Source organism: Prevotella sp. P5-126 (assembly GCF_002251185.1).
In the GTDB taxonomy this organism is placed as follows: Bacteria; Bacteroidota; Bacteroidia; order Bacteroidales; family Bacteroidaceae; genus Prevotella.
The window spans coordinates 1-19,610 of the sequence record NZ_NPIZ01000068.1; the positions used below are offsets into that span (position 1 = coordinate 1).

Here is a 19,610-nt window from a genome sequence, read left to right on the forward strand (position 1 = left end):
CCTCTTCGACAGACCGATTCTACCTTTTTACAACAAAGGTACGAAACTGTCTTTAGCAATCATAGTTTTACCTTGATTATTTAACATTTATGCGACTGCGTCGCATTCTTCTGCAAACTTAGAGTGTATTCCGTGTGTTCCGTGGATAAAAATTTCCTTGTAATCCGTGCGACCTTTTCGGTGGGAATACGGGAATAATTTTGTAACTTTGCATGGTAAATATAAATAGAATGATATCAGTAGAAGGATTACAGGTGGAGTTTGGGGTCAAACCCCTCTTCCAGAATGCCAGTTTTGTGGTCAACGACCGCGACCGTATTGCCCTTGTGGGTAAGAACGGAGCTGGTAAATCAACGCTCTTGAAAATACTGTGTGGCTTGCAGCATCCTACGGCAGGAACTGTCAACGTGCCCTCCGACACCACTATCGGCTATCTGCCACAGGTGATGGTGTTGCAGGATGATACGACCGTGAAAGAAGAGGCGATGAAAGCCTTCGCCAATGTCACACGACAGCAACAGTTGATAGACAAACTCAATCGCGAACTCGCAGAACGTACGGACTACGAGAGCGAAAGTTATTTGGCGCTGGTGGAACGCTTCACGCAGGAGCACGACCGCTACATGATGATGGGAGCGGACAGTAATGATGCCGAAGTGGAACGCACCCTGACAGGTCTCGGTTTTGTAAGAACAGACTTTGACCGTCCCACACGCGAGTTCTCAGGAGGTTGGCGCATGCGTATCGAACTGGCAAAGATTCTGTTGCAGAAGCCCGACGTGCTGTTGCTCGACGAGCCTACCAACCACCTCGACATCGAGTCGATACAATGGTTGGAGCAGTTTCTTGCACAAAGTGCGAAAGCCGTAGTATTGGTCAGTCACGACCGCGCCTTTATCAACCATGTGTCTAATCGCACCCTGGAGATATCGTGTGGACACATCATAGACTATAAGGTGCGCTACGATGAATATATGGTGCTTAGAAAGGAACGTCGCGAACAACAGCAGCGTGCCTACGAGAACCAGCAGAAGGAGATAGCCGAGATGCGCGCCTTTATCGAGCGCTTCCGATATCAGGCCACCAAAGCCGTACAGGTGCAGCAGAAGGTGAAACAACTGGAGAAGATAGTACCTATCGAGGTGGATGAGGTGGATAACTCCGCCATGCACCTGAAATTCCCACCCTGTCTGCGAAGCGGCGACTATCCCGTCATCTGTGAGGACGTCAGGAAAGACTATGGCGCCCATACCGTATTCTCGCATGCCAACCTGACCATCAAAAGAGGAGAGAAGGTGGCTTTTGTGGGAAAGAACGGCGAAGGAAAGTCAACCCTCGTGAAATGTATCATGGGCGAGATACCCTACGACGGTATGTTGAAGATAGGGCATAACGTACAGATCGGCTATTTCGCACAGAACCAAGCCCAGCTCCTCGACGAGTCGCTCTCCGTATTTGAAACGATAGACCGTGTGGCAAAAGGAGAGGTCAGACTGAAGATCAACGACATCCTCGGCGCTTTCATGTTTGGAGGCGAAGCATCTGACAAGAAAGTGAAGGTGTTGAGCGGCGGCGAACGCAGTCGTCTGGCCATGATCCGGCTGTTGCTCGAACCCGTCAACCTGTTGATCCTCGACGAGCCCACCAACCACCTCGACATGCCCTCGAAAGACGTGTTGAAGGAAGCCATCAAGGCCTTCGACGGCACAGCCATCATCGTGAGCCACGACCGTGAATTCCTTGACGGCCTGGTCACCAAGGTCTATGAGTTTGGCGGAGGACGCATCAGAGAACACCTCGGAGGCATCTACGATTTCCTACAGTCGAAGCGTATTGACGAACTGAGCCAGTTGGAAACGAAGCCTGCGGCAGAAAAGACACCCAAGGCAGCAGAGAAAAAATCAGACGAAAAATCGCCAGCCCTGTCGTATGCCGAACGCAAAGAACAGCAGAAGAAGATCAGTAAGGCAGAAAAGGCCGTAGCCGCTTCGGAGAAGAAGATCAGCGAGATGGAAGACCGCCTGAAACAGTTGGACCAACTCCTCATGGACCCCGCACAGGCATCCAATATGGAACTGGTGACCGAATATACCAATATCAAGGCAGCCCTCGACGAAGAAGTGGAGCGCTGGGAACAACTCTCAGAAGCGTATGACGCATTAACGAAATGACGAACAAAGATCAATAATATTATGGAAATGAAAAAACTACTTCTAATGATGGCAGTTACAACGATGGCCATTCCTTCGATGGCCCAGCAACAACTGAAATCGGGATTGTCTCTGGCCGACATGGATCAGAGTGCCCGTCCTGGAGACGATTTCTTCACTTATGCCTGTGGCGGATGGATGAAAGCCAACCCTCTGCCGGCAGCCTATTCACGCTATGGAAGTTTTGACCGCCTGGCAGAAAACAATACCAAGCGCATCAACGGCATCCTGAAGGAGCTGCAAGAGAACAGCTATGCCGAAGGAACGGTAGAGCGTAAGTTAAGCGACCTTTACAAAATGGCTGTAGATACAGACCGCAGAGAAAAAGACGGACTCTCGCCCGTACAGCCCATCCTCAAGCGCCTTGAAGCCGCCAAGACCACCAGTCAGCTCTTTGCCATCCAAAAGGAAATGATGCCCGCAGGAGCACCCATGTTCTATGGCGCCGGTATCGGAGCCGACGAGATGAATGCTACGCAAAACATCCTCGGCGTCAACCAAGGCGGACTGACCCTCGGACAGAAAGACTACTATCTGGAGAATGATCCCGCCACGACAAAAATCCGTGAGGCGTACAAGCTCCACATCGTGAAGATGTTCCGACTCTTCGGATTCAAGACGGGGACGGCACAGAAGAAGATGCAGAACGTCATGAAGATAGAGATGGCTTTGGCGAAAGTATCACGATCAAATACCCAGCTGCGTGACCCGAAAGCCAACTACAACAAGATGACGCTCCAGGAGTTTCAGAGCAAATATCCCCATCTGCAACTGGAACAGCTGATGAATGCCAAAGGCATAGACAGCAAATACCTGCAGACACTCGTCGTAGGCCAGCCCGACTTCATGGCAGGTGCCGAGAAAGTGATTGCCGGTCTCTCAGCTCCGGCATACCGCGACTGGATGGAATGGCGCATCATCAACGGCGCCGCCAACCTGCTGAACGACGAAGCCGCACAAGCCAGTTTCGATTTCTACGGCAAGGTGATGGCAGGACGCAAGGAAAACCATCCCCTCTGGCGCAGAGCCACCTCGCAGGTGGAAGGCGTGATGGGTGAGGCCCTTGGAAAAATCTATACAGAGAAGTATTTCCCCGCCTCTTCTAAGAAGCGTATGACCACCTTGGTGGAAAACCTCCGTATCGCCCTGGGCGAGCGTATTGCCGCACAAACCTGGATGGACGACAGTACCAAGGTGAATGCCTTGTTGAAACTCAACACCTTCTATGTCAAGATAGGATATCCCGACAAATGGACCGATATGAGCGAGCTGACTATTGATCCGTCGAAATCGTATTATGACAATATGAAGGAATGTAACCGCTTTTGGAACAAATGGCACATCAACCATACCGCAGGAAAGCCTGTTGACAAAGACGACTGGTATATGAATCCGCAGACCGTCAACGCCTATTATAATCCAACCACCAACGAAATCTGTTTCCCTGCCGGCATCCTTCAGCCCCCGTTCTTTGACCCAGAGGCAGACGACGCCTTCAACTATGGTGCGATCGGCGTGGTCATCGGTCACGAAATGACCCATGGATTTGACGACCAGGGACGACAATACGACAAAGACGGTAATATGCATGACTGGTGGAAGGCTGAGGATGGGAAGAATTTTACGGAACGTACCGACCGCTATGTGGAATTCTTCAACAATATCAAAGTATTGCCCGACCTCAATGCCAACGGACGTCTGACCCTTGGTGAGAACCTGGCCGACCATGGCGGTCTGCAGGTGGCCTATTACGCGCTGAAGAACGCCACCAAGACCCAGGCCCTTCCCGTGATCGACGGACTGACACCTGAGCAACGCTTCTTCCTCGCCTACGCAGGAGTATGGGCAGGAAATATCAACGAAGCCGAAATCCGCAACCGCACCAAGAGCGACCCACACTCCCTCAGCCGTTGGCGTGTGAATGGTGCGCTTCCCCATATCGACATGTGGTATGAGGCATTCGGCATCAAAGAAGGAGATAAGATGTTTATTCCGAAATCAGAACGTTTGGAACTCTGGTAAACACCCGATTTGAGGCATTTATAAAAAGAAATTATAAGAAAAACCGCTGTAGATGATAATTTACAGCGGTTTTTTTAGTATATTTTCAAAAAAAATAAGTATCTTTGCAAAAGAATATTACGACCTTTGTAGTAATGATAGAAGATAACCAGACAATTAAAAACCAAAACCAGCGCACAGTACGTCCGCAGGAAATGTTGCTAAGCCAAGAACTCCAAGAAGATCAGGTTTTGCAGCAGGCGGAAATGCAAACCTTGCGTGCCAAAGTCAAAGTATGTCCGTATTGCGGCGCAGAAAATGAAGAAGAATCCATCTTTTGTGCACAATGTGGACAACCCATAGGAAAACTTACGTGTCCCTATTGCGGGGCAGAAATGGACCCAGGAGCAGATTTCTGTGAGACCTGCCATCGGTATGTGCGCAAAGACGTTTGTTCGTACTGCGGCTATGCGCTCCACGGCAACGAAGCCTACTGTCCCGAATGTGGAAGTCCGAGAGGAGGACTGGTATGTCCGACCTGTCATACGATGAATGATTTTGCTTTCTGCAAGAAATGCGGTACTCCGCTGACGGCAGAAGCCAAGGAGATGGTGAAGCGATTGCAGAAAGAGCCCGATTATATCCATCTGCAAGAGATCGTCAAGGAGTACAACCTTCTGGAAAGCATCCTGCCTGCCTGTACGGAGAAAGACCGTCTGCGCGACAAAAAGAACGATGAGTTGAGAAAACGCGTGTTGACGCTTCTCGCGAAAGACTCGGGGATGCCTGAGGAAGACATCGTGATTCCATCGCGCAACCGCATGACCGATAAACAGTTGGAGATGTTGAAACAGCAAAATATGGAGGCGCTGGCAGAAGCGTTGGAAAAACTTGCAACCAGACCTACCGAGTCGCCTATCATGGCCAGAAACTACACTATGGCCTGCAAGCCACAAGGCATACGCCTCGCGTGGGTATGCAACTATAAACACGCCATGCACAGCAGTCCTTGCGGATGTGCCAAGCCACAGCTTGGAGGCAAATGGGTGGTATTGGGAACAAAGAGCAGTTCCGACATAAAAGATGATAAGAAATGACAGACAAGACCATCGTAAATCCGGAACAGACACAACGGGTCCAACAGGCAACGTTTCGTGTACAGGCATCTGCCATGGCGGATGACCAAACCATTCGTACCAATAGAATTGCCAATGACGATGAAGAAAAGACAGGAGATTTCATTCTCAAAGGCAAATGTTATCAGAATATCAAATGTCTGAGCGACCATTCTGGTGAAGCACAGGTGTTTCTGGTGAAAGACGGAGAAGGGGAGAAGGTGCTGAAACTCTATTACCCCAACTTCAGCATCAACAAGACGTTGATGCGCATCATTCAGAACTTTGACATGGAAATGGTTGTCAAAGTGCAGGATTACGGCAAGACATACGTTGACGGCAAAAACCGAGACTACGAACTGATGGAATATCTGCGAGGAGGTAATCTTGGAGAATACGACCTTGACGGTAACTTCAATCAGTTCAGACGTATTGCCCTGCAAGCCGCAGCAGCCTTGGAATATTGCCACAACAGCAATATCATCCACAAAGACATCAAACCTAGTAATTTCTTCTTCCGCGATGAGAATCACACGCAATTGGTGCTGGGCGACTTCGGCATCTCAAGTGTGATACGTGACGATGAAGATATGCATAAGACCACACAAGCGCGTACCCCTGCCTATGCAGCACCGGAGATGTATAACGACGTGATTGACGGCCAGGTGGAGATTACGCCTTCGGTAGATAGCTACTCGCTGGGAATCGCCTTGATGACCCTGTGGCTCGGAGAGAGTCCGTTCAGCCAAAATGAGCGCGTGATGATGCGCAAGAAAAACGAAGGACGTCTGCCAAGAATCAACGAACTGCCAGAACGCGTCAAGATGATCGTACTGGGTCTGACGGCTGTCAACCCAAAGAGCAGATGGGACTACAATCATGTGGAGCGCTGGTTCCTGGGAGAGAATGTCCCCGTGGATATTTCATCGCCACTTCTGAAATATCGCAGTTTCGTGGTAGATCCAGAGCGCAACCTTGTGGCGGATAATGTGCATGAACTCATCCCCTTGTTGGTAGATAACGAGAAGCTTGCCATCAACTATCTCTATAACGGTCACATTACCAGTTGGTTGGAACAATGTGGTAATGTAAAACTTAGCGCTACGTTGAAGGATATCGTCAGCAATCGCTATCCTGTCGATCAGACAGCAGGTCTGATGTCGGCCATCTACGCCATGGAGCCTACCTATCCGTATCGGGACCTCCGAGGAAAGCTATGTGACAACCTTCACAGTGTGGTCATCTCTGTACTTGCAGCCTCCGATGAATATGCGCTGGCCCTGAAGAACGAAAATGACAGCCTGTTCCTGTATCTTGAAAGCCATTCAACAGCTAATATTGAACGCCTCAGAAGTTATTTCCGCGAAGACAGCCAATTAGACTCGCGTAAGGCGATACTCCAGTTGGCCTATGAGGTAGATAGCGAAATACCGTTTCTTCCGAAATATCCATCATCCAACATCTCGGAAATCGTCAGAGCCTACGGGTATGAAGACTGTACAGACGACGAATGGATGGCGCTGAGCGACGGACGCCTGCTGTCGTGGATGTATGCACACGAAGATCGCATGGCCTGTGAGTCGTTGCGCATCATGACAGAAGGACAGCAGCCTTCAAAGGCGCTGGGGTATAAGGTGTTGTATAATATCGACCGCAACGCGGCATTCGACCTGCGCGAAGCACAAACTCCAGATGCCGTTGGCGCCTGTCTTCTCGCTTTGCTTCACGATACCCAGCATAGTAATGATGAGGATTTTGCGGCAGCCATAGCCGATTACTCAGACCCCGACGGCCGATTCCATTATTTCGCACAGTTGCACGGATGGATGGAACAAATCAATATGGCACGTTCATGTTTCGACATGTCGAGCGATGAGAATACCGAACGCCTGGGAGTTTACGACCTCCGTACGGCAGCCTATCGCTTCTGCATGATGCTCGGCGTCTGTCCAACCTATATGTTGGAGGACGGTATCGAACTGCATGATGTCAAGGCGATGCAGCAGTATGGGAAGCGTACAGTACTCATTGGCGAACTCCAACGGGGTGCGTTGAAGCAATGGATGTCGATCTTCTACCACGAGAATCCGAAAGAAGACTTCCGCGAGTCATACAGTTACGAACGGAGTCTGGAACAATGGATACTGGCATTAGGAGAGATAGACCAGACGCAGACCTATTATAAAAGGTATTGTGAGGCGAAAACACAAACCGCGCAGAAATTTGAACGCGTGCATGGCGATTATATCCGCGCCAATATGAAGGAACGCATGTTGCGCATGGTCTTTTATGCGCTATGCGTACTGTGGATTCTGATGCTGGCGGTCTGCGGCATCAGCGGACGCGAGTATTTGCTGGAACATGCCGGACTCACCATCGTACTGCCTGTGGGAGGAATCATGGCACTTATCATAGCCATGCGAGCCTATTTCCACGGTTTCGGATTCGTGCTCTCGGCATTATGGGGAAGTCTGGGACTCTTCTCTACCTATATTCCTGTGGCCATTCTGCGGCATACGCAGAAAACGGCCCCCGCTATGTTTGTCCCGGTAGTAATCGTCATTACAGCCGTATATATGGCCATCTGCTATTTTACCGACTACCGGAAGGAAAGACGTAATGACGGAAACCTGATAGACGAGGTGATGGACGACGACATCAAGACCTCCCTGCTGGAACCCTTGTACTTCACCTTCAGACAGAAGAGTTATCGGTTTAAGGGTTCTAAGTTCGGACTGTTGGACGATGTCTCCAATCAGATACGTTCCATCAGCGGAGAGTCGGTAGCCCACTACCTGCTGTGGTCTGTCATGGTGCTCATCATGGTCATGGAACTGCTGGTCTATAGCCCGAAGCTATTGAATGTGAAGAATCCTGATTTGGACAACTGGCGGCTCAATCCTACCAAAGTTGTCAATCAGTTGCAAAGAGATGTAGAATAATTATGGTCTGTGAGAAATGTCATAAAGAAAATCGCTCGATAGCGAAATTCTGCAAGTGGTGCGGCCAACCTCTTGCCACAAAACACGTGCTTGACCGCATGGTCGGTCTTGACGAGGTGAAGCGTCAGTTGAAGACCGTAGTAGATACCTATACCTATTTACAATCGCGCAAGGATATTGTCAATATCCGGTTGAGCATCAATACCATTATTATTGGTGAGACAGGTACGGGAAAGACCGCCTTGGCCGAGGTCATTCGCGACTATTTCTATCAACATAAGATTATCGAGAAACCCAAGTTGACCATGGTTGACGCCGTGGATTACCAGCGTTTTGTGGATAAATGGGACGATAATGTGAAAAAGGCGCGCAACGGTATTCTCTTCTTTGACAACGTACAGAAACTGTTGCCAGACCGTTATTCCAATCAGGTCAACCCGCTCGACAAGTTGTTTGTGGAAATGGACAAATGGAACGAGAATCCTATCGTGATCATTTCGGGACTTCCCAAGGGACTTGACGACTTCCTGAGCAATAATCCTGCGGCGCAGAACCGCTTCAAATATACTTTCCGGTTGCCTGCACCAGGCTATGCAGAACTCTGTGAGATCTGTAAACTGGAGTTACGGAAGAAATACGCCATAACCTCCTTTACCCAGGCTGCAGATCATAAGTTGCAACGGTTCTTCCAGTATCAACTGAAGATCAAGGACGAGACCTTCGGATACGGACATCTTGCCGTGAAGACCGCAGAAGATATCTTCACCTCTTTCATCAGCAGGGGAGCCCAAGCCGATACCGTTGAGGAGTGTGACATCAGAGGATATGTTCCTGCAGAACGTTCTGTGGATGACATTCTCAAAGACCTTGACTGCTTCATCGGAATGGATGAAGTCAAGAAGACCGTGCGCGAGATTGCCTATAGCGTGAAGAATAGTGTGGAACGTGCACAACGGGGACTCGGCGATCAAGAGAAAGCCGGCATACATATCGTGCTGACGGGTAATCCCGGAACCGGTAAGACGACCATCGCCCGGAAACTGGGCGAGATACTGGAGTCGATAGGTTATCTCGACAGCGGTCATGTGGTAGAAGCCGACCGGTCGAAGATGGTGAGTCCATACCAGGGCGAGACTCCGAAGATCGTAGATCGCCTGTGTGATAAGGCCATGGGCGGCATCCTTTTCGTGGACGAAGCCTATACGCTGGCGCCACTCAGTCAGACGGGCGAGCGCGACACGCAAGGAGCGCAGGCCCTTGAACAGCTGATGAAACGAATGGAGGACGACCGCGGCAAATTTGTTGTTATTGCTGCAGGTTATCGGTCGGAGATGGAAAATCTGTTCCGTATCAACGTGGGTTTCAGAAGTCGATTCAGCTATTTCCTGAATATAGAAGACTACTCTCCAGAGCAACTTTTCGACATCATGAACATGTTTGCCAAGGAGAAGAAATACGAATTTAGCGAGGCGGCAGAAGGATTGGCGCGCAAGATGATCAAGGAGATGTATCAGTCGCGCGACAAGGATTTTGCCAACGGCCGCACGATGCGTCAGTTGTTTGACAAAATCTGTACCCGTCAGGCAGAACGTCTGCAACGCCTTGACATCAACAGTCTCGACAATCAGCAGTTGATGACGATAGAGCAGGTGGATATTCCCTATCAGGCTCCCAAGAGTGTCAACTACGACGAGTGTCTCGAGAAGCTCCATGGCATGGTGGGTCTTGCTGCGGTAAAACAGGAGATTTCCAATCTTGTCTCGTTTCTCAATCTGCAGATTCGCCGTGGAGAGACGGATACATTCCAGGGAAAACACTATGTGTTTACAGGAAATCCGGGAACCGGTAAGACTACCGTTGCCCGCATCATGGCAGATGTGTTTCGTACACTCGGAATCCTGTCGAAAGGTCAGCTTGTAGAAGCCGACCGCAGCAAACTCGTAGCGGGCTATTCCGGACAGACAGCTATTAAGACCAACCAGGTGATCGATTCAGCCTTGGGAGGCGTATTGTTTATCGACGAGGCCTATACGCTCAAGACCAGCGATGCCGACACATTCGGTAGTGAAGCCATAGACACCCTGTTGAAGCGTTTGGAGGATGACCGTGGAAAGTTCATCTGTATTGTTGCCGGATATACGGACCAGATGCATGATTTCATCAGTTCTAACCCCGGACTGAAGAGTCGTTTTACCCAGACCATCCATTTCGACGATTATACGCCTGATGAGTTGACGCAGATATTCATCAATATGGCGACGGCAAAGAAATTCACCATCGATGCATCAACCACCAACGCCATTCACCGGCAGTTTGAGCAGATGTATCTGCGACGGGACAAGAATTTCGGTAATGCGCGAGAGGCACGCCGCCTTTTCGACTCGGCAGTAGAGAAACAAAGCCAGCGCCTGATGAAACAGATGAGCGATCCGAATTTCAATCAGGAAGATATGTTCAAAATCGTGGAAGACGATTTGGCAGACGGACGTAACGAGCAAGCACGCCCATTGGACGAAGTATTGTCAGAACTGGACGAGTTTGTGGGCATGCGTTCGGTCAAGAACATGATCCGTCGTCTGGCAGTACAGAGCATGTTCATGAAGCAACGTGCCGCCATGGGCGCAGGAAAAGTGCAGCAGATGTCTATGAACTTCATCCTGATGGGTAATCCCGGAACGGGAAAGACCACTATCGCCCGTAAGATGGGAGAAGTGTTGCAAAGCATGGAGATTCTCCCGACAAGTCACGTGGTGGAAGTGAGTCGTGCCACGTTGGTAGGAAAATACATGGGCGAGACTCCCAAGATCGTCAATAATATGTGTGACAAAGCCATGGGCGGCATCCTGTTTATCGACGAAGCCTATACGCTATCGGCAGAAAACGACCAGTATGGTAAGGAAGCCATCGATACGTTGATGAAACGGATGGAAGACGACCGTGGCAAGTATGTGGTTATTGCTGCAGGCTATAAGGATCAGATGGAAAATTTCCTGATGACCAATCCAGGTCTTGCCAGCCGTTTCACACATAAGATGCAGATAGACGACTATAATGAAGACGAGTTGCTGGCCATTTTCAAGAAGATGGCACAGAAAGACAATTACACCTTGTCGCCAGCAGCTGAATTTAAGTTGATGGACCTGATCTGCAGAAAAGTGGTATCGAAGGATCAGAATTTCGGTAATGCACGAGAAATGCGCAACCTGCTCGATGCAACCATCCAGCAACTCTCCGTCAGAGTCAGCGGTATGCAGGAGGTGACCAAAGAAACCTATCAGACCATTATGCCAGAAGACATCTGTGACGTGTAGGTCGTGAGGGGAATTGCAAATAAAATAAGAATCTACGTAGAAAAGAAATTATGATAATATGTCCTAATTGTAAAGAAGAGATCGACGACGATTCGCGCTTCTGCGATCAATGTGGTCAGGCATTACTCTATTGCAGCAGTTGTGGTAGGGTAGGACTGGGTCATCGGTGTACCCATTGTGGCGGTCTGATGATCAGTTACGATGAATTACAGAAGAAGCGGGAAGAGCGCAATAATATGACCTCCTTGTCAACGTCGTTTGTCAGCCAGTCGGTAACCATCGGTCAGGCAACGAAGGGCAATATGGAAACAATTCCCAACGATGTCCCGCAAATCAAGGGAATGCCCATGCTGTTGTTATACAACTCTTCTTTGGCCATCCGCATCGTAGGAGTGAACGGGGCTGTCATAGGACGCCGCCAAGGTCCATACGCAAAATTCTTCAGCAACAACATGTATGTATCGGGTGTTCATGCCCAACTGCTCTTCAAACAAGATTCCGGATGGTGTGTCATAGACAAGCATTCTTCAAACGGAACGAAGCTGAACCAACGGGATCTGTTGCCCGATGTGCCGATGTCTGTTAAGAATGGAGATATTCTGACCATAGCAAATGTCAGTTTACAAGTAAGTATAAAATAATGATAAGATAAGATATGAGTAAGATAACGATAACTGCATCGAGTCGTGTCGGATGTATTCGAAGCAATAATGAGGATATGATTCTGGTGGAAAACAAGTATGTAAGGAGTGAGGCCTGTGACTTGCAGTTCTTTACAGAAAACAAGGATCGTTTTATTGTGGCTTTGGCAGACGGAATGGGCGGACATAATGCCGGAGAAGTTGCCAGCGAGGAGACGCTAAGAAATCTACATTTCTTCATCCACGACCTACCTGCACATATGAGCGAAGGTGCCTTGTGTGAAGCTATGGTGGAGTGGCTCGTTTCCATCAATAAGATCATCTCTTCGCGTGGTGTTGAAGACCGCACGCTTCAGGAAATGGGTACCACACTCGTTGGAATACTATATTACGAAGGAAACTATTTCTGGATGAACTGCGGAGACAGTCGTCTGTATATGCTGTCAGATGGTAAACTGAAGCAAATCACGACAGACCACAGTCTGAACGTAATGACTGGTGTAAAACGCCATTCCAACGTCATCACCAACTGTATCGGAGCAGGATGTACCACCTCGTTTCTCGACTTTACCGAGTTTACCAATGATGTAAAAGCTGGTTGTACCTTCCTGTTGTGTTCTGACGGACTCAGCGATATGGTAGATGATGAACATATAGAAAAATTACTCAATGAAGGGAAGGATGCCAACGCTTTGTGTGAGGCAGCTATCAAAGCCGGAGGTTTCGACAACGTGTCGGCTTGTGTTGTTGCTGTTGCTGAGAGCCATTGAGGATATATAAAAAAGATTGTATTGAAAAAGATTGTGTTGAAAAAGTAAACTGAAAGAAACATGCCTTTAAAATTACCAGATCAATTACCGGCAATAGAGTTGCTGAAAAAGGAAAACATTTTTGTGATGGACGATTCACGCGCCCACATGCAGGATATCCGCCCGTTGAAGATTGTGATTCTCAATCTGATGCCATTGAAGATAACTACTGAGACAGACCTGATCCGTCTGCTTTCAAATACACCTTTGCAGTTGGAAGTGAGCTTCATGAAACTCAGAAGCCACACGCCAAAGAACACCCCAATCGAACACATGATGATGTTCTACAGAGATTTCCAGCAGATGCGCAAGGAGCGTTATGATGGCATGATTATTACCGGTGCACCCGTCGAGACTCTTGATTTTGAAGATGTCACCTATTGGGATGAAATGACAGAAATATTCTCATGGGCACGTACGCACGTGACTAGTACATTATATATCTGCTGGGCTGCGCAGGCGGGATTGTACTACCATTACGGAGTGCCGAAATACCAGTTGCCCAAGAAAATGTTTGGCGTATTCCCCCAACATACATTACAGTCCAAGCTCCCTATCTTCCGAGGCTTTGACGATGTGTTTCAGATGCCGCATAGCCGACATACCGAGATTCATCGCGAAGACATAGAAAAGCAGCATGAGCTGAGCCTGATTGCCGAATCACCGGAAAGCGGAGTGAGTATTGTGATGGCGCGAGAGGGTAGAGAATTCTTTATTACCGGCCATCTGGAATATGCTCCCAATACTCTTGACAAGGAGTATCGACGAGACTGTGGCATACGTGACGATGTGGATTTGCCCAAGAACTATTATAAAGACAATAATCCATCCAATGAGCCCCTTGTCACATGGAGGGCCCACGCCAATCTGTTTTATAACAATTGGATCAACTATTACGTATATCAAGCAACACCGTTCGATATCAATACTATACGATGAGAAAACTGGAACTGCTGGCACCTGCCAAGAACCTTGCCTGCGGTATTGCTGCTATTGACCATGGGGCCGATGCCGTATATATCGGAGCATCACGTTTCGGAGCAAGGGCTGCTGTGGGAAATAGTGTGGACGACATCAGACAGTTGTGCGACTATGCCCATCTGTTTGGTGCAAAAGTCTATGTGACGGTCAATACCATTATTTATGATGGTGAACTCGACGACACGCTGTCACTTATCTGCGAACTCCATGGGGCGGGGGTTGATGCCATTCTCGTACAAGATCTGGGACTGCTCAAACTCCAGTTGCCTCCTATAGCGCTTCATGCCTCCACACAGACCGACAATCGTACGGCAGATAAGGTGAAATGGCTGGCAGAATTGGGATTTCAACGGGTGGTCTTGGCACGCGAACTATCGGTAGAGGAAATCAGAAGCATCCATGAGGCTGTGCCAGATGTCGAACTCGAAGTGTTTGTTCATGGAGCCTTGTGTGTCAGCTATAGCGGTATCTGCTATGCGTCGCAATACTGTTTCGGACGTTCTGCCAACCGTGGAGCGTGTGCGCAGTTCTGTCGTATGAAATTCGACCTTGTCGATGCAGAAGGACGCGAAATCGAACACCAGCGCCACCTCTTGTCGTTGAAAGACCTCAATCAGGCGGATGTGCTCGATCAACTCGTCGAAGCAGGAGCCACCTCATTCAAGATAGAAGGAAGGTTGAAGGATGTCACCTATGTAAAAAATGTCGTGGCTGCCTATAACCTTCGCCTCAATAAGATTGTTGCCAATCAGCCTGATCGCTATTGCCGCGCTTCGAAGGGAACGTGCAGCTATACCTTCACACCCAATCTGAAAAAGACCTTTAACCGTGGTTTTACACATTATTTCCTGAATGGACGCCAACCAGACATCTTCTCTCCCGATACACCAAAGGCCATGGGCGAGTATGTGGGATATGTGAAAGAGATACGCAACAACTCCTTTAATGTTGCAGGAACAGCTGCATTTGCCAATGGTGACGGATTGTGTTTCATTACGGGAGACCGCGAACTGGAAGGATTCCGTGTCAACCGAGCGGAAGGCAACAGACTCTATCCTCAAAAGATGCCTCGGAATCTTCGTCCAGGAATGGCACTCTATCGTAATAACGACCAGGAATTTGAAAAACTACTCTCTCGTCCGAGTGCAGAACGCAAGATTCCCATCATCATGCGGTTGGCAGCCGACGAACAAGGCTTTAATCTCTCGGTTGGCGAGGTTTCGGTAGGTATTGCCTGTGAGCATCAGGCTTCAGAGAAACCACAACGCGACAATATCGTCAGGCAACTCTCGAAACTCGGAGGAACACCCTATCTTTGCGAGCAGGTGGAGATGAGTGATGATTTCAATTATTTCATCCCCAGCAGTTTCCTCGCAGATCTGCGCAGGCGTCTTGTCGAAAAACTCATGACGCCCACTCCTCAAGCGGATGGTCAGTCTAAAGTTTTACCGGCCCACATTCCCGCGTCTGTGTCGGCCCTTTATCCGTATGACTATCTGTATAATATCTCCAACGCAAAGGCACGCGACTTTTATATCTCACAAGGGCTTCATCCTTCCGAACAAGCATTCGAACTCCAGTCATCACGACAGAAGGCTTCCTTGTTGATGCAATGTCGCCATTGTCTGCGCTATGCGCTTGGCGGTTGTGTGAAACATGGCGGGACAAAGGCCCATTGGAGGGAACCCTTGTTTCTGCGATTGTCTGATGGTCGTAGGTTTCGTTTAGAGTTTGATTGTCGTCATTGTCAGATGAATGTCTATGGAGAAAGTGAAAAATAGCCTGTTGTGTGTGATCGTCCTGTTGTTGTCTGCCTGTTACAACCATGGACCTGTTTCGCCTGACGCATGGGACCTTACCGAGCGTCAGATAGACTCCTTGTCGTTCTTTACTACCCATCATTATTCTCAGAACTATAACTTCGTGGTTAAGGCCAGCCAGATGCCCATTTCCGATGAGGCAGGATCTCAGGCTTTCGATACGCTATATGTGTTGAAAGGCGATCCCCTTGTTGTGGCCGACATCAAGACCATCTCGTCAGATACGATAGATTCCGTTTGGGTGAAGGTGGCGCGCGACCAGATGACACAGGGATGGATTCGTGAGAGCGAGATGTTGCCTTGCGTATCGCCCAACGACCCCATTTCCCAGTTTATAGATTTCTTTTCAGATACCCATCTGTTGCTATTCCTGGCATTATTGGTTGTTGTCGTAGTGGCATACGGTCTTCGTCGTTTGATGCGCCATAATGCGCGTATAGTTCATTTCAACGATATTGATTCGTTCTATCCTACATTGTTGTGCATACTCATCGCCTCTTCTGCAACGCTCTATGCATCCATACAGATGTTCAGTCCCGAATCGTGGCGACATTTCTATTATCACCCTTCGCTCAACCCGTTTTCGCTACCGTGGTTCCTTGCACTCTTTATTGCCTCCGTATGGGCCATCCTTATCGTAGGTGTGGCGACGATAGATGATGTAGTGCATCGTTTGGAGCCTTCTGAAGGGTTGCTTTACTTATGCGGACTTGCTGGAGTATGTGCAGTCGATTATGTTCTTTTCAGCATCACTACCTTATATTATATAGGTTTCCTATTTCTTGTTGTCTATATCATCTTTGCCCTGTGGCGCTATTTCCGGTATTCGCATTATCGGTATGTTTGTGGCAATTGTGGCGCAAGGATGCATCGCAAAGGTATCTGTCCGAAGTGTGGGGTGGAGAATGTCTAAGGGATGTGCGGAAAACTCAAGAATCGTCAATATATGGCTCAAGAGGGTAGGGCTTGCGGTGGAAAAGCAGAAAAAATGGGCATAATGCAGAAAAAAATCAGAAAAATTTTTCAAAATATTTGGTGTTCTCAAAAATATGTAGTACCTTTGCACCGCGTTTGAGAGAAAACGCCTAAGGTTAAGAAAGAACAACCGGTTAGGAAGTTTGGGTGAGTGGCTGAAACCAGCAGTTTGCTAAACTGCCGTGCGGGTTACCGTACCGGGGGTTCGAATCCCCCAGCTTCCGCTGGGCTTTCCTAAAAAGACAAAAGAATGATGGTCGATTCATCTAATGGTTAGGATACAAGATTCTCAATCTTGGCATAGGGGTTCGATTCCCCTATCGACTACCAACAAGCAGCGTAAATGATGTATTTACGCTGTTTTTTTTGTTCAAAAGTAGTATGTGTGACACCTTTTGCAGATTAGTCTCTTATGGTGATGCCGTGTAAAAAAAGTAAATCTAGAACTCGCAATTTTTCGGAAAGTTCCCTAACAGATTATTTCTTATCGAATATGGTCTTTCTTTTCTACATTCTATAGCTGTTCAACCTTTCTGTTGATTATGGTTTGAGAAGCGTAAGACTACTACCTCTATCCGTATTATTCCTATAAGGAGAGGATGATACTTTTGTTTGAATGATTGGAATGATTATTCTTGTGGCGCAAAAGTAATTTTCATGGAAGCCTTGAAACGGTTAGAACTTTGCCGTACAGACGAAAGACTATGGTTGAGTATAGCAACAAAAAAGAAGGCTCGCTGATGACAGGAGCCTTCTTGAATATGTTGGTGTGATGAAATTAGTCGGCTGACTCGAATTCGTGGAGGAAGCGGACGTCGTTCTCAGAGAACATGCGGAGGTCGCTTACCTGGTATTTTAAGTTGGTAATGCGTTCAACACCCATACCAAAGGCATAGCCGCTATAAACGCTTGAATCAATACCGCATTGTTCGAGAACATTGGGATCGACCATACCACAACCGAGAATCTCTACCCATCCTGTGTGCTTGCAGAATCCGCAGCCTTCTCCGCCACAGATGAAGCAAGAGATGTCCATCTCAGCGCTGGGCTCGGTAAATGGGAAATAGCTTGGACGAAGACGTATCTTGGTATCTGCACCAAACATTTCACGTGCAAAGGACAACAATACCTGCTTGAGGTCGGTAAACGATACGTTCTTGTCGATATACAATCCTTCTACCTGATGGAAGAAACAATGAGCGCGGGCGGTAATGGCCTCGTTACGATATACGCGTCCGGGGCAGATGATGCGGATAGGAGGCTGGGTAGTCTCCATCACGCGAGCCTGTACACTTGAGGTATGGGAACGGAGCAGGATATTTTTGGTGACATCGTTAGGATGTTGTGACACAAAGAAAGTATCTTGCATGTCACGTGCAGGATGGTCTGCAGCAAAGTTCATACGGGTGAACACGTGGAGGTCGTCCTCTACTTCAGGTCCATCGGCTAATACAAATCCCATACGCGAGAAGATGTCGATAATCTCGTTGGTAACAATAGTGAGCGGATGACGTGTACCCAATCCGATGGGGTAGGGTGTGCGTGTGAGGTCGATATGTTGCGCATCGCATTCTACTGTTTCGGTATCAGTCTTGAGTTGGTTGATGCGCTCCTGTGCTATTTGCTTGAGTTCGTTGATTTTCATGCCCACAGTCTTTTTCTGGTCGGCTGGAACATTGCGGAAATCGTTCATCAAAGCTGTAATGGCACCTTTCTTGCTGAGGTATTTCAGTCGTAACTGCTCTACCTCTTCTGCGTTGGCGGCCGTCATTTGCCGCACTTCGTCTAAGAGTTGGTTTATCTTGTCGAGTATCATAATCATTGATATAAAACTAAATTTTCTGCAAAGGTATAAAAAAAATAAGAATTATGGATTAGGAGTTGGGAGTTTTTTGTACCTTTGCCGAAAAATTGAGAGAAGTTTATAAAATAGATGGAGGTCAATGATGAAACGATATTGGATTGCGTTTTATGTTATGGTCTGTTTGCTGGCTGGTTGCCAGGGTAACAAAACGGTAGAATCTACCGAAGAAACGGTTGCTGACACTACTGCGACTGTTGACTCTACAGTTGCTGACAACGAGATGAAGGCAATCGAAGAGGAGCCGATGCCAAAAGCGGCTGATGAGCTGTTTGATGATTTTGTATTCAATTTCGCCGCCAATAGGAAATTACAATACAGCCGTATTAAGTTTCCACTACCTGTCGTACGTGGAGACGATATTGAATTGTTGCCTAAAAGCAAATGGCATATGGAGAATTTCTTCATGCGACAAGATTTCTATACGCTGATTTTCGACAGCGAGAAACAATTGGAAGAAACCAAGCAGATTTCTGTCTCACATGCTGTGGTGGAGAAAATATATTTTCACTCGAAATCCATCAAACAGTATGTCTTCGACCGTATTAACGGAAGATGGATGATGCAGAAGATCATACACATTCCTTTGCATGAATCACATAATGCATCGTTTCTTGACTTTTACGAGCATTTTGCTTCTAATGCCGACTATCAGATGCACCATCTCCGAGAGACGGTAGATTTTGTGGGACCGGATCCTGACGATGACTTCAATGAGATGGAAGGAGTGATAACACCAGATACGTGGCCAGCTTTTGCACCTGAATTACCTACGGATATGATTTATAACATTATCTATGGTACCAATCATAAAGCAGGAAAATGTAAGGTGTTCGTGCTTAGAGGTATCGCTAATGGTTTGGAGACAGAACTGACCTTCCGACACGAAGGAGGAAAATGGATGCTGTCTAAACTCTCTACCTAATATAAATAGGAACAACGCT

At 48.0% G+C, this 19,610-nt stretch carries 12 protein-coding genes and 2 tRNA genes; 13 read left to right on the plus strand and 1 reads right to left on the minus strand.

Annotated elements, in window-relative coordinates:
• Positions 1 to 230: 230 nt before the first annotated feature.
• The 12 genes from abc-f to CIK90_RS07785 all read left to right on the plus strand — a co-directional run bounded on the left by abc-f (position 231) and on the right by CIK90_RS07785 (position 17,135).
• Positions 231 to 2,171: a ribosomal protection-like ABC-F family protein gene (gene abc-f / locus CIK90_RS07730; protein ID WP_094446272.1), complete on the plus strand. Its 1,941-nt coding sequence runs from the start codon at positions 231 to 233 to the stop codon at positions 2,169 to 2,171.
• 21 nt (positions 2,172 to 2,192) lie between these two features.
• Positions 2,193 to 4,232, plus strand: coding sequence for a M13 family metallopeptidase (locus CIK90_RS07735; RefSeq protein ID WP_094464792.1), 2,040 nt, complete (start codon positions 2,193 to 2,195; stop codon positions 4,230 to 4,232).
• A 134-nt stretch (positions 4,233 to 4,366) separates the two neighbouring features.
• Positions 4,367 to 5,308 (plus strand): zinc ribbon domain-containing protein, encoded by a 942-nt coding sequence (locus tag CIK90_RS07740; protein ID WP_094464794.1) that lies wholly within the window; start codon positions 4,367 to 4,369, stop codon positions 5,306 to 5,308.
• Positions 5,305 to 8,268, plus strand: coding sequence for a protein kinase (locus CIK90_RS07745; protein ID WP_094464796.1), 2,964 nt, complete (start codon positions 5,305 to 5,307; stop codon positions 8,266 to 8,268). Before CIK90_RS07740 ends, CIK90_RS07745 begins: the two co-directional genes overlap by 4 nt.
• Before the next feature lie 2 nt (positions 8,269 to 8,270).
• Positions 8,271 to 11,579, plus strand: coding sequence for an AAA family ATPase (locus tag CIK90_RS07750; RefSeq protein WP_094464798.1), 3,309 nt, complete (start codon positions 8,271 to 8,273; stop codon positions 11,577 to 11,579).
• Positions 11,580 to 11,629: 50 nt separating this feature from the next.
• Positions 11,630 to 12,220 carry an FHA domain-containing protein gene (locus CIK90_RS07755; protein WP_094440696.1) on the plus strand — a complete coding sequence of 197 codons (591 nt, stop codon included), beginning with the start codon at positions 11,630 to 11,632 and terminating at the stop codon, positions 12,218 to 12,220.
• Positions 12,221 to 12,234: 14 nt separating this feature from the next.
• The gene (locus CIK90_RS07760) at positions 12,235 to 12,990 is read left to right on the plus strand and encodes a PP2C family serine/threonine-protein phosphatase (RefSeq protein WP_094464800.1); all 756 of its coding nucleotides are present in this window, start codon (positions 12,235 to 12,237) and stop codon (positions 12,988 to 12,990) included.
• Positions 12,991 to 13,050: 60 nt separating this feature from the next.
• Positions 13,051 to 13,968 carry a homoserine O-succinyltransferase gene (gene metA / locus CIK90_RS07765; protein ID WP_094390491.1) on the plus strand — a complete coding sequence of 306 codons (918 nt, stop codon included), beginning with the start codon at positions 13,051 to 13,053 and terminating at the stop codon, positions 13,966 to 13,968.
• The gene (locus CIK90_RS07770) at positions 13,965 to 15,791 is read left to right on the plus strand and encodes a U32 family peptidase (RefSeq protein WP_094464802.1); all 1,827 of its coding nucleotides are present in this window, start codon (positions 13,965 to 13,967) and stop codon (positions 15,789 to 15,791) included. The genes metA and CIK90_RS07770 overlap by 4 nt, the downstream gene beginning before the upstream one ends.
• A complete protein-coding gene (locus CIK90_RS07775; RefSeq protein ID WP_173849326.1) occupies positions 15,772 to 16,743 on the plus strand; it encodes a zinc ribbon domain-containing protein in 972 nt (323 codons plus the stop codon). Before CIK90_RS07770 ends, CIK90_RS07775 begins: the two co-directional genes overlap by 20 nt.
• A 199-nt stretch (positions 16,744 to 16,942) precedes the next feature.
• A tRNA-Ser gene (locus CIK90_RS07780) sits at positions 16,943 to 17,029 on the plus strand.
• A gap of 31 nt (positions 17,030 to 17,060) precedes the next feature.
• A tRNA-Glu gene (locus tag CIK90_RS07785) sits at positions 17,061 to 17,135 on the plus strand.
• Between the two features lie 448 nt (positions 17,136 to 17,583).
• Here the strand turns inward: CIK90_RS07785 and pheS are convergent.
• The gene (gene pheS / locus CIK90_RS07790) at positions 17,584 to 18,621 is read right to left on the minus strand and encodes a phenylalanine--tRNA ligase subunit alpha (RefSeq protein WP_094435924.1); all 1,038 of its coding nucleotides are present in this window, start codon (positions 18,619 to 18,621) and stop codon (positions 17,584 to 17,586) included.
• 127 nt (positions 18,622 to 18,748) lie between these two features.
• On the opposite strand from pheS, the gene CIK90_RS07795 reads away from it, so the two are divergent.
• A complete protein-coding gene (locus tag CIK90_RS07795) occupies positions 18,749 to 19,591 on the plus strand; it encodes a DUF4348 domain-containing protein (RefSeq protein ID WP_254046306.1) in 843 nt (280 codons plus the stop codon).
• The last annotated feature ends 19 nt before the right edge of the window (positions 19,592 to 19,610 follow it).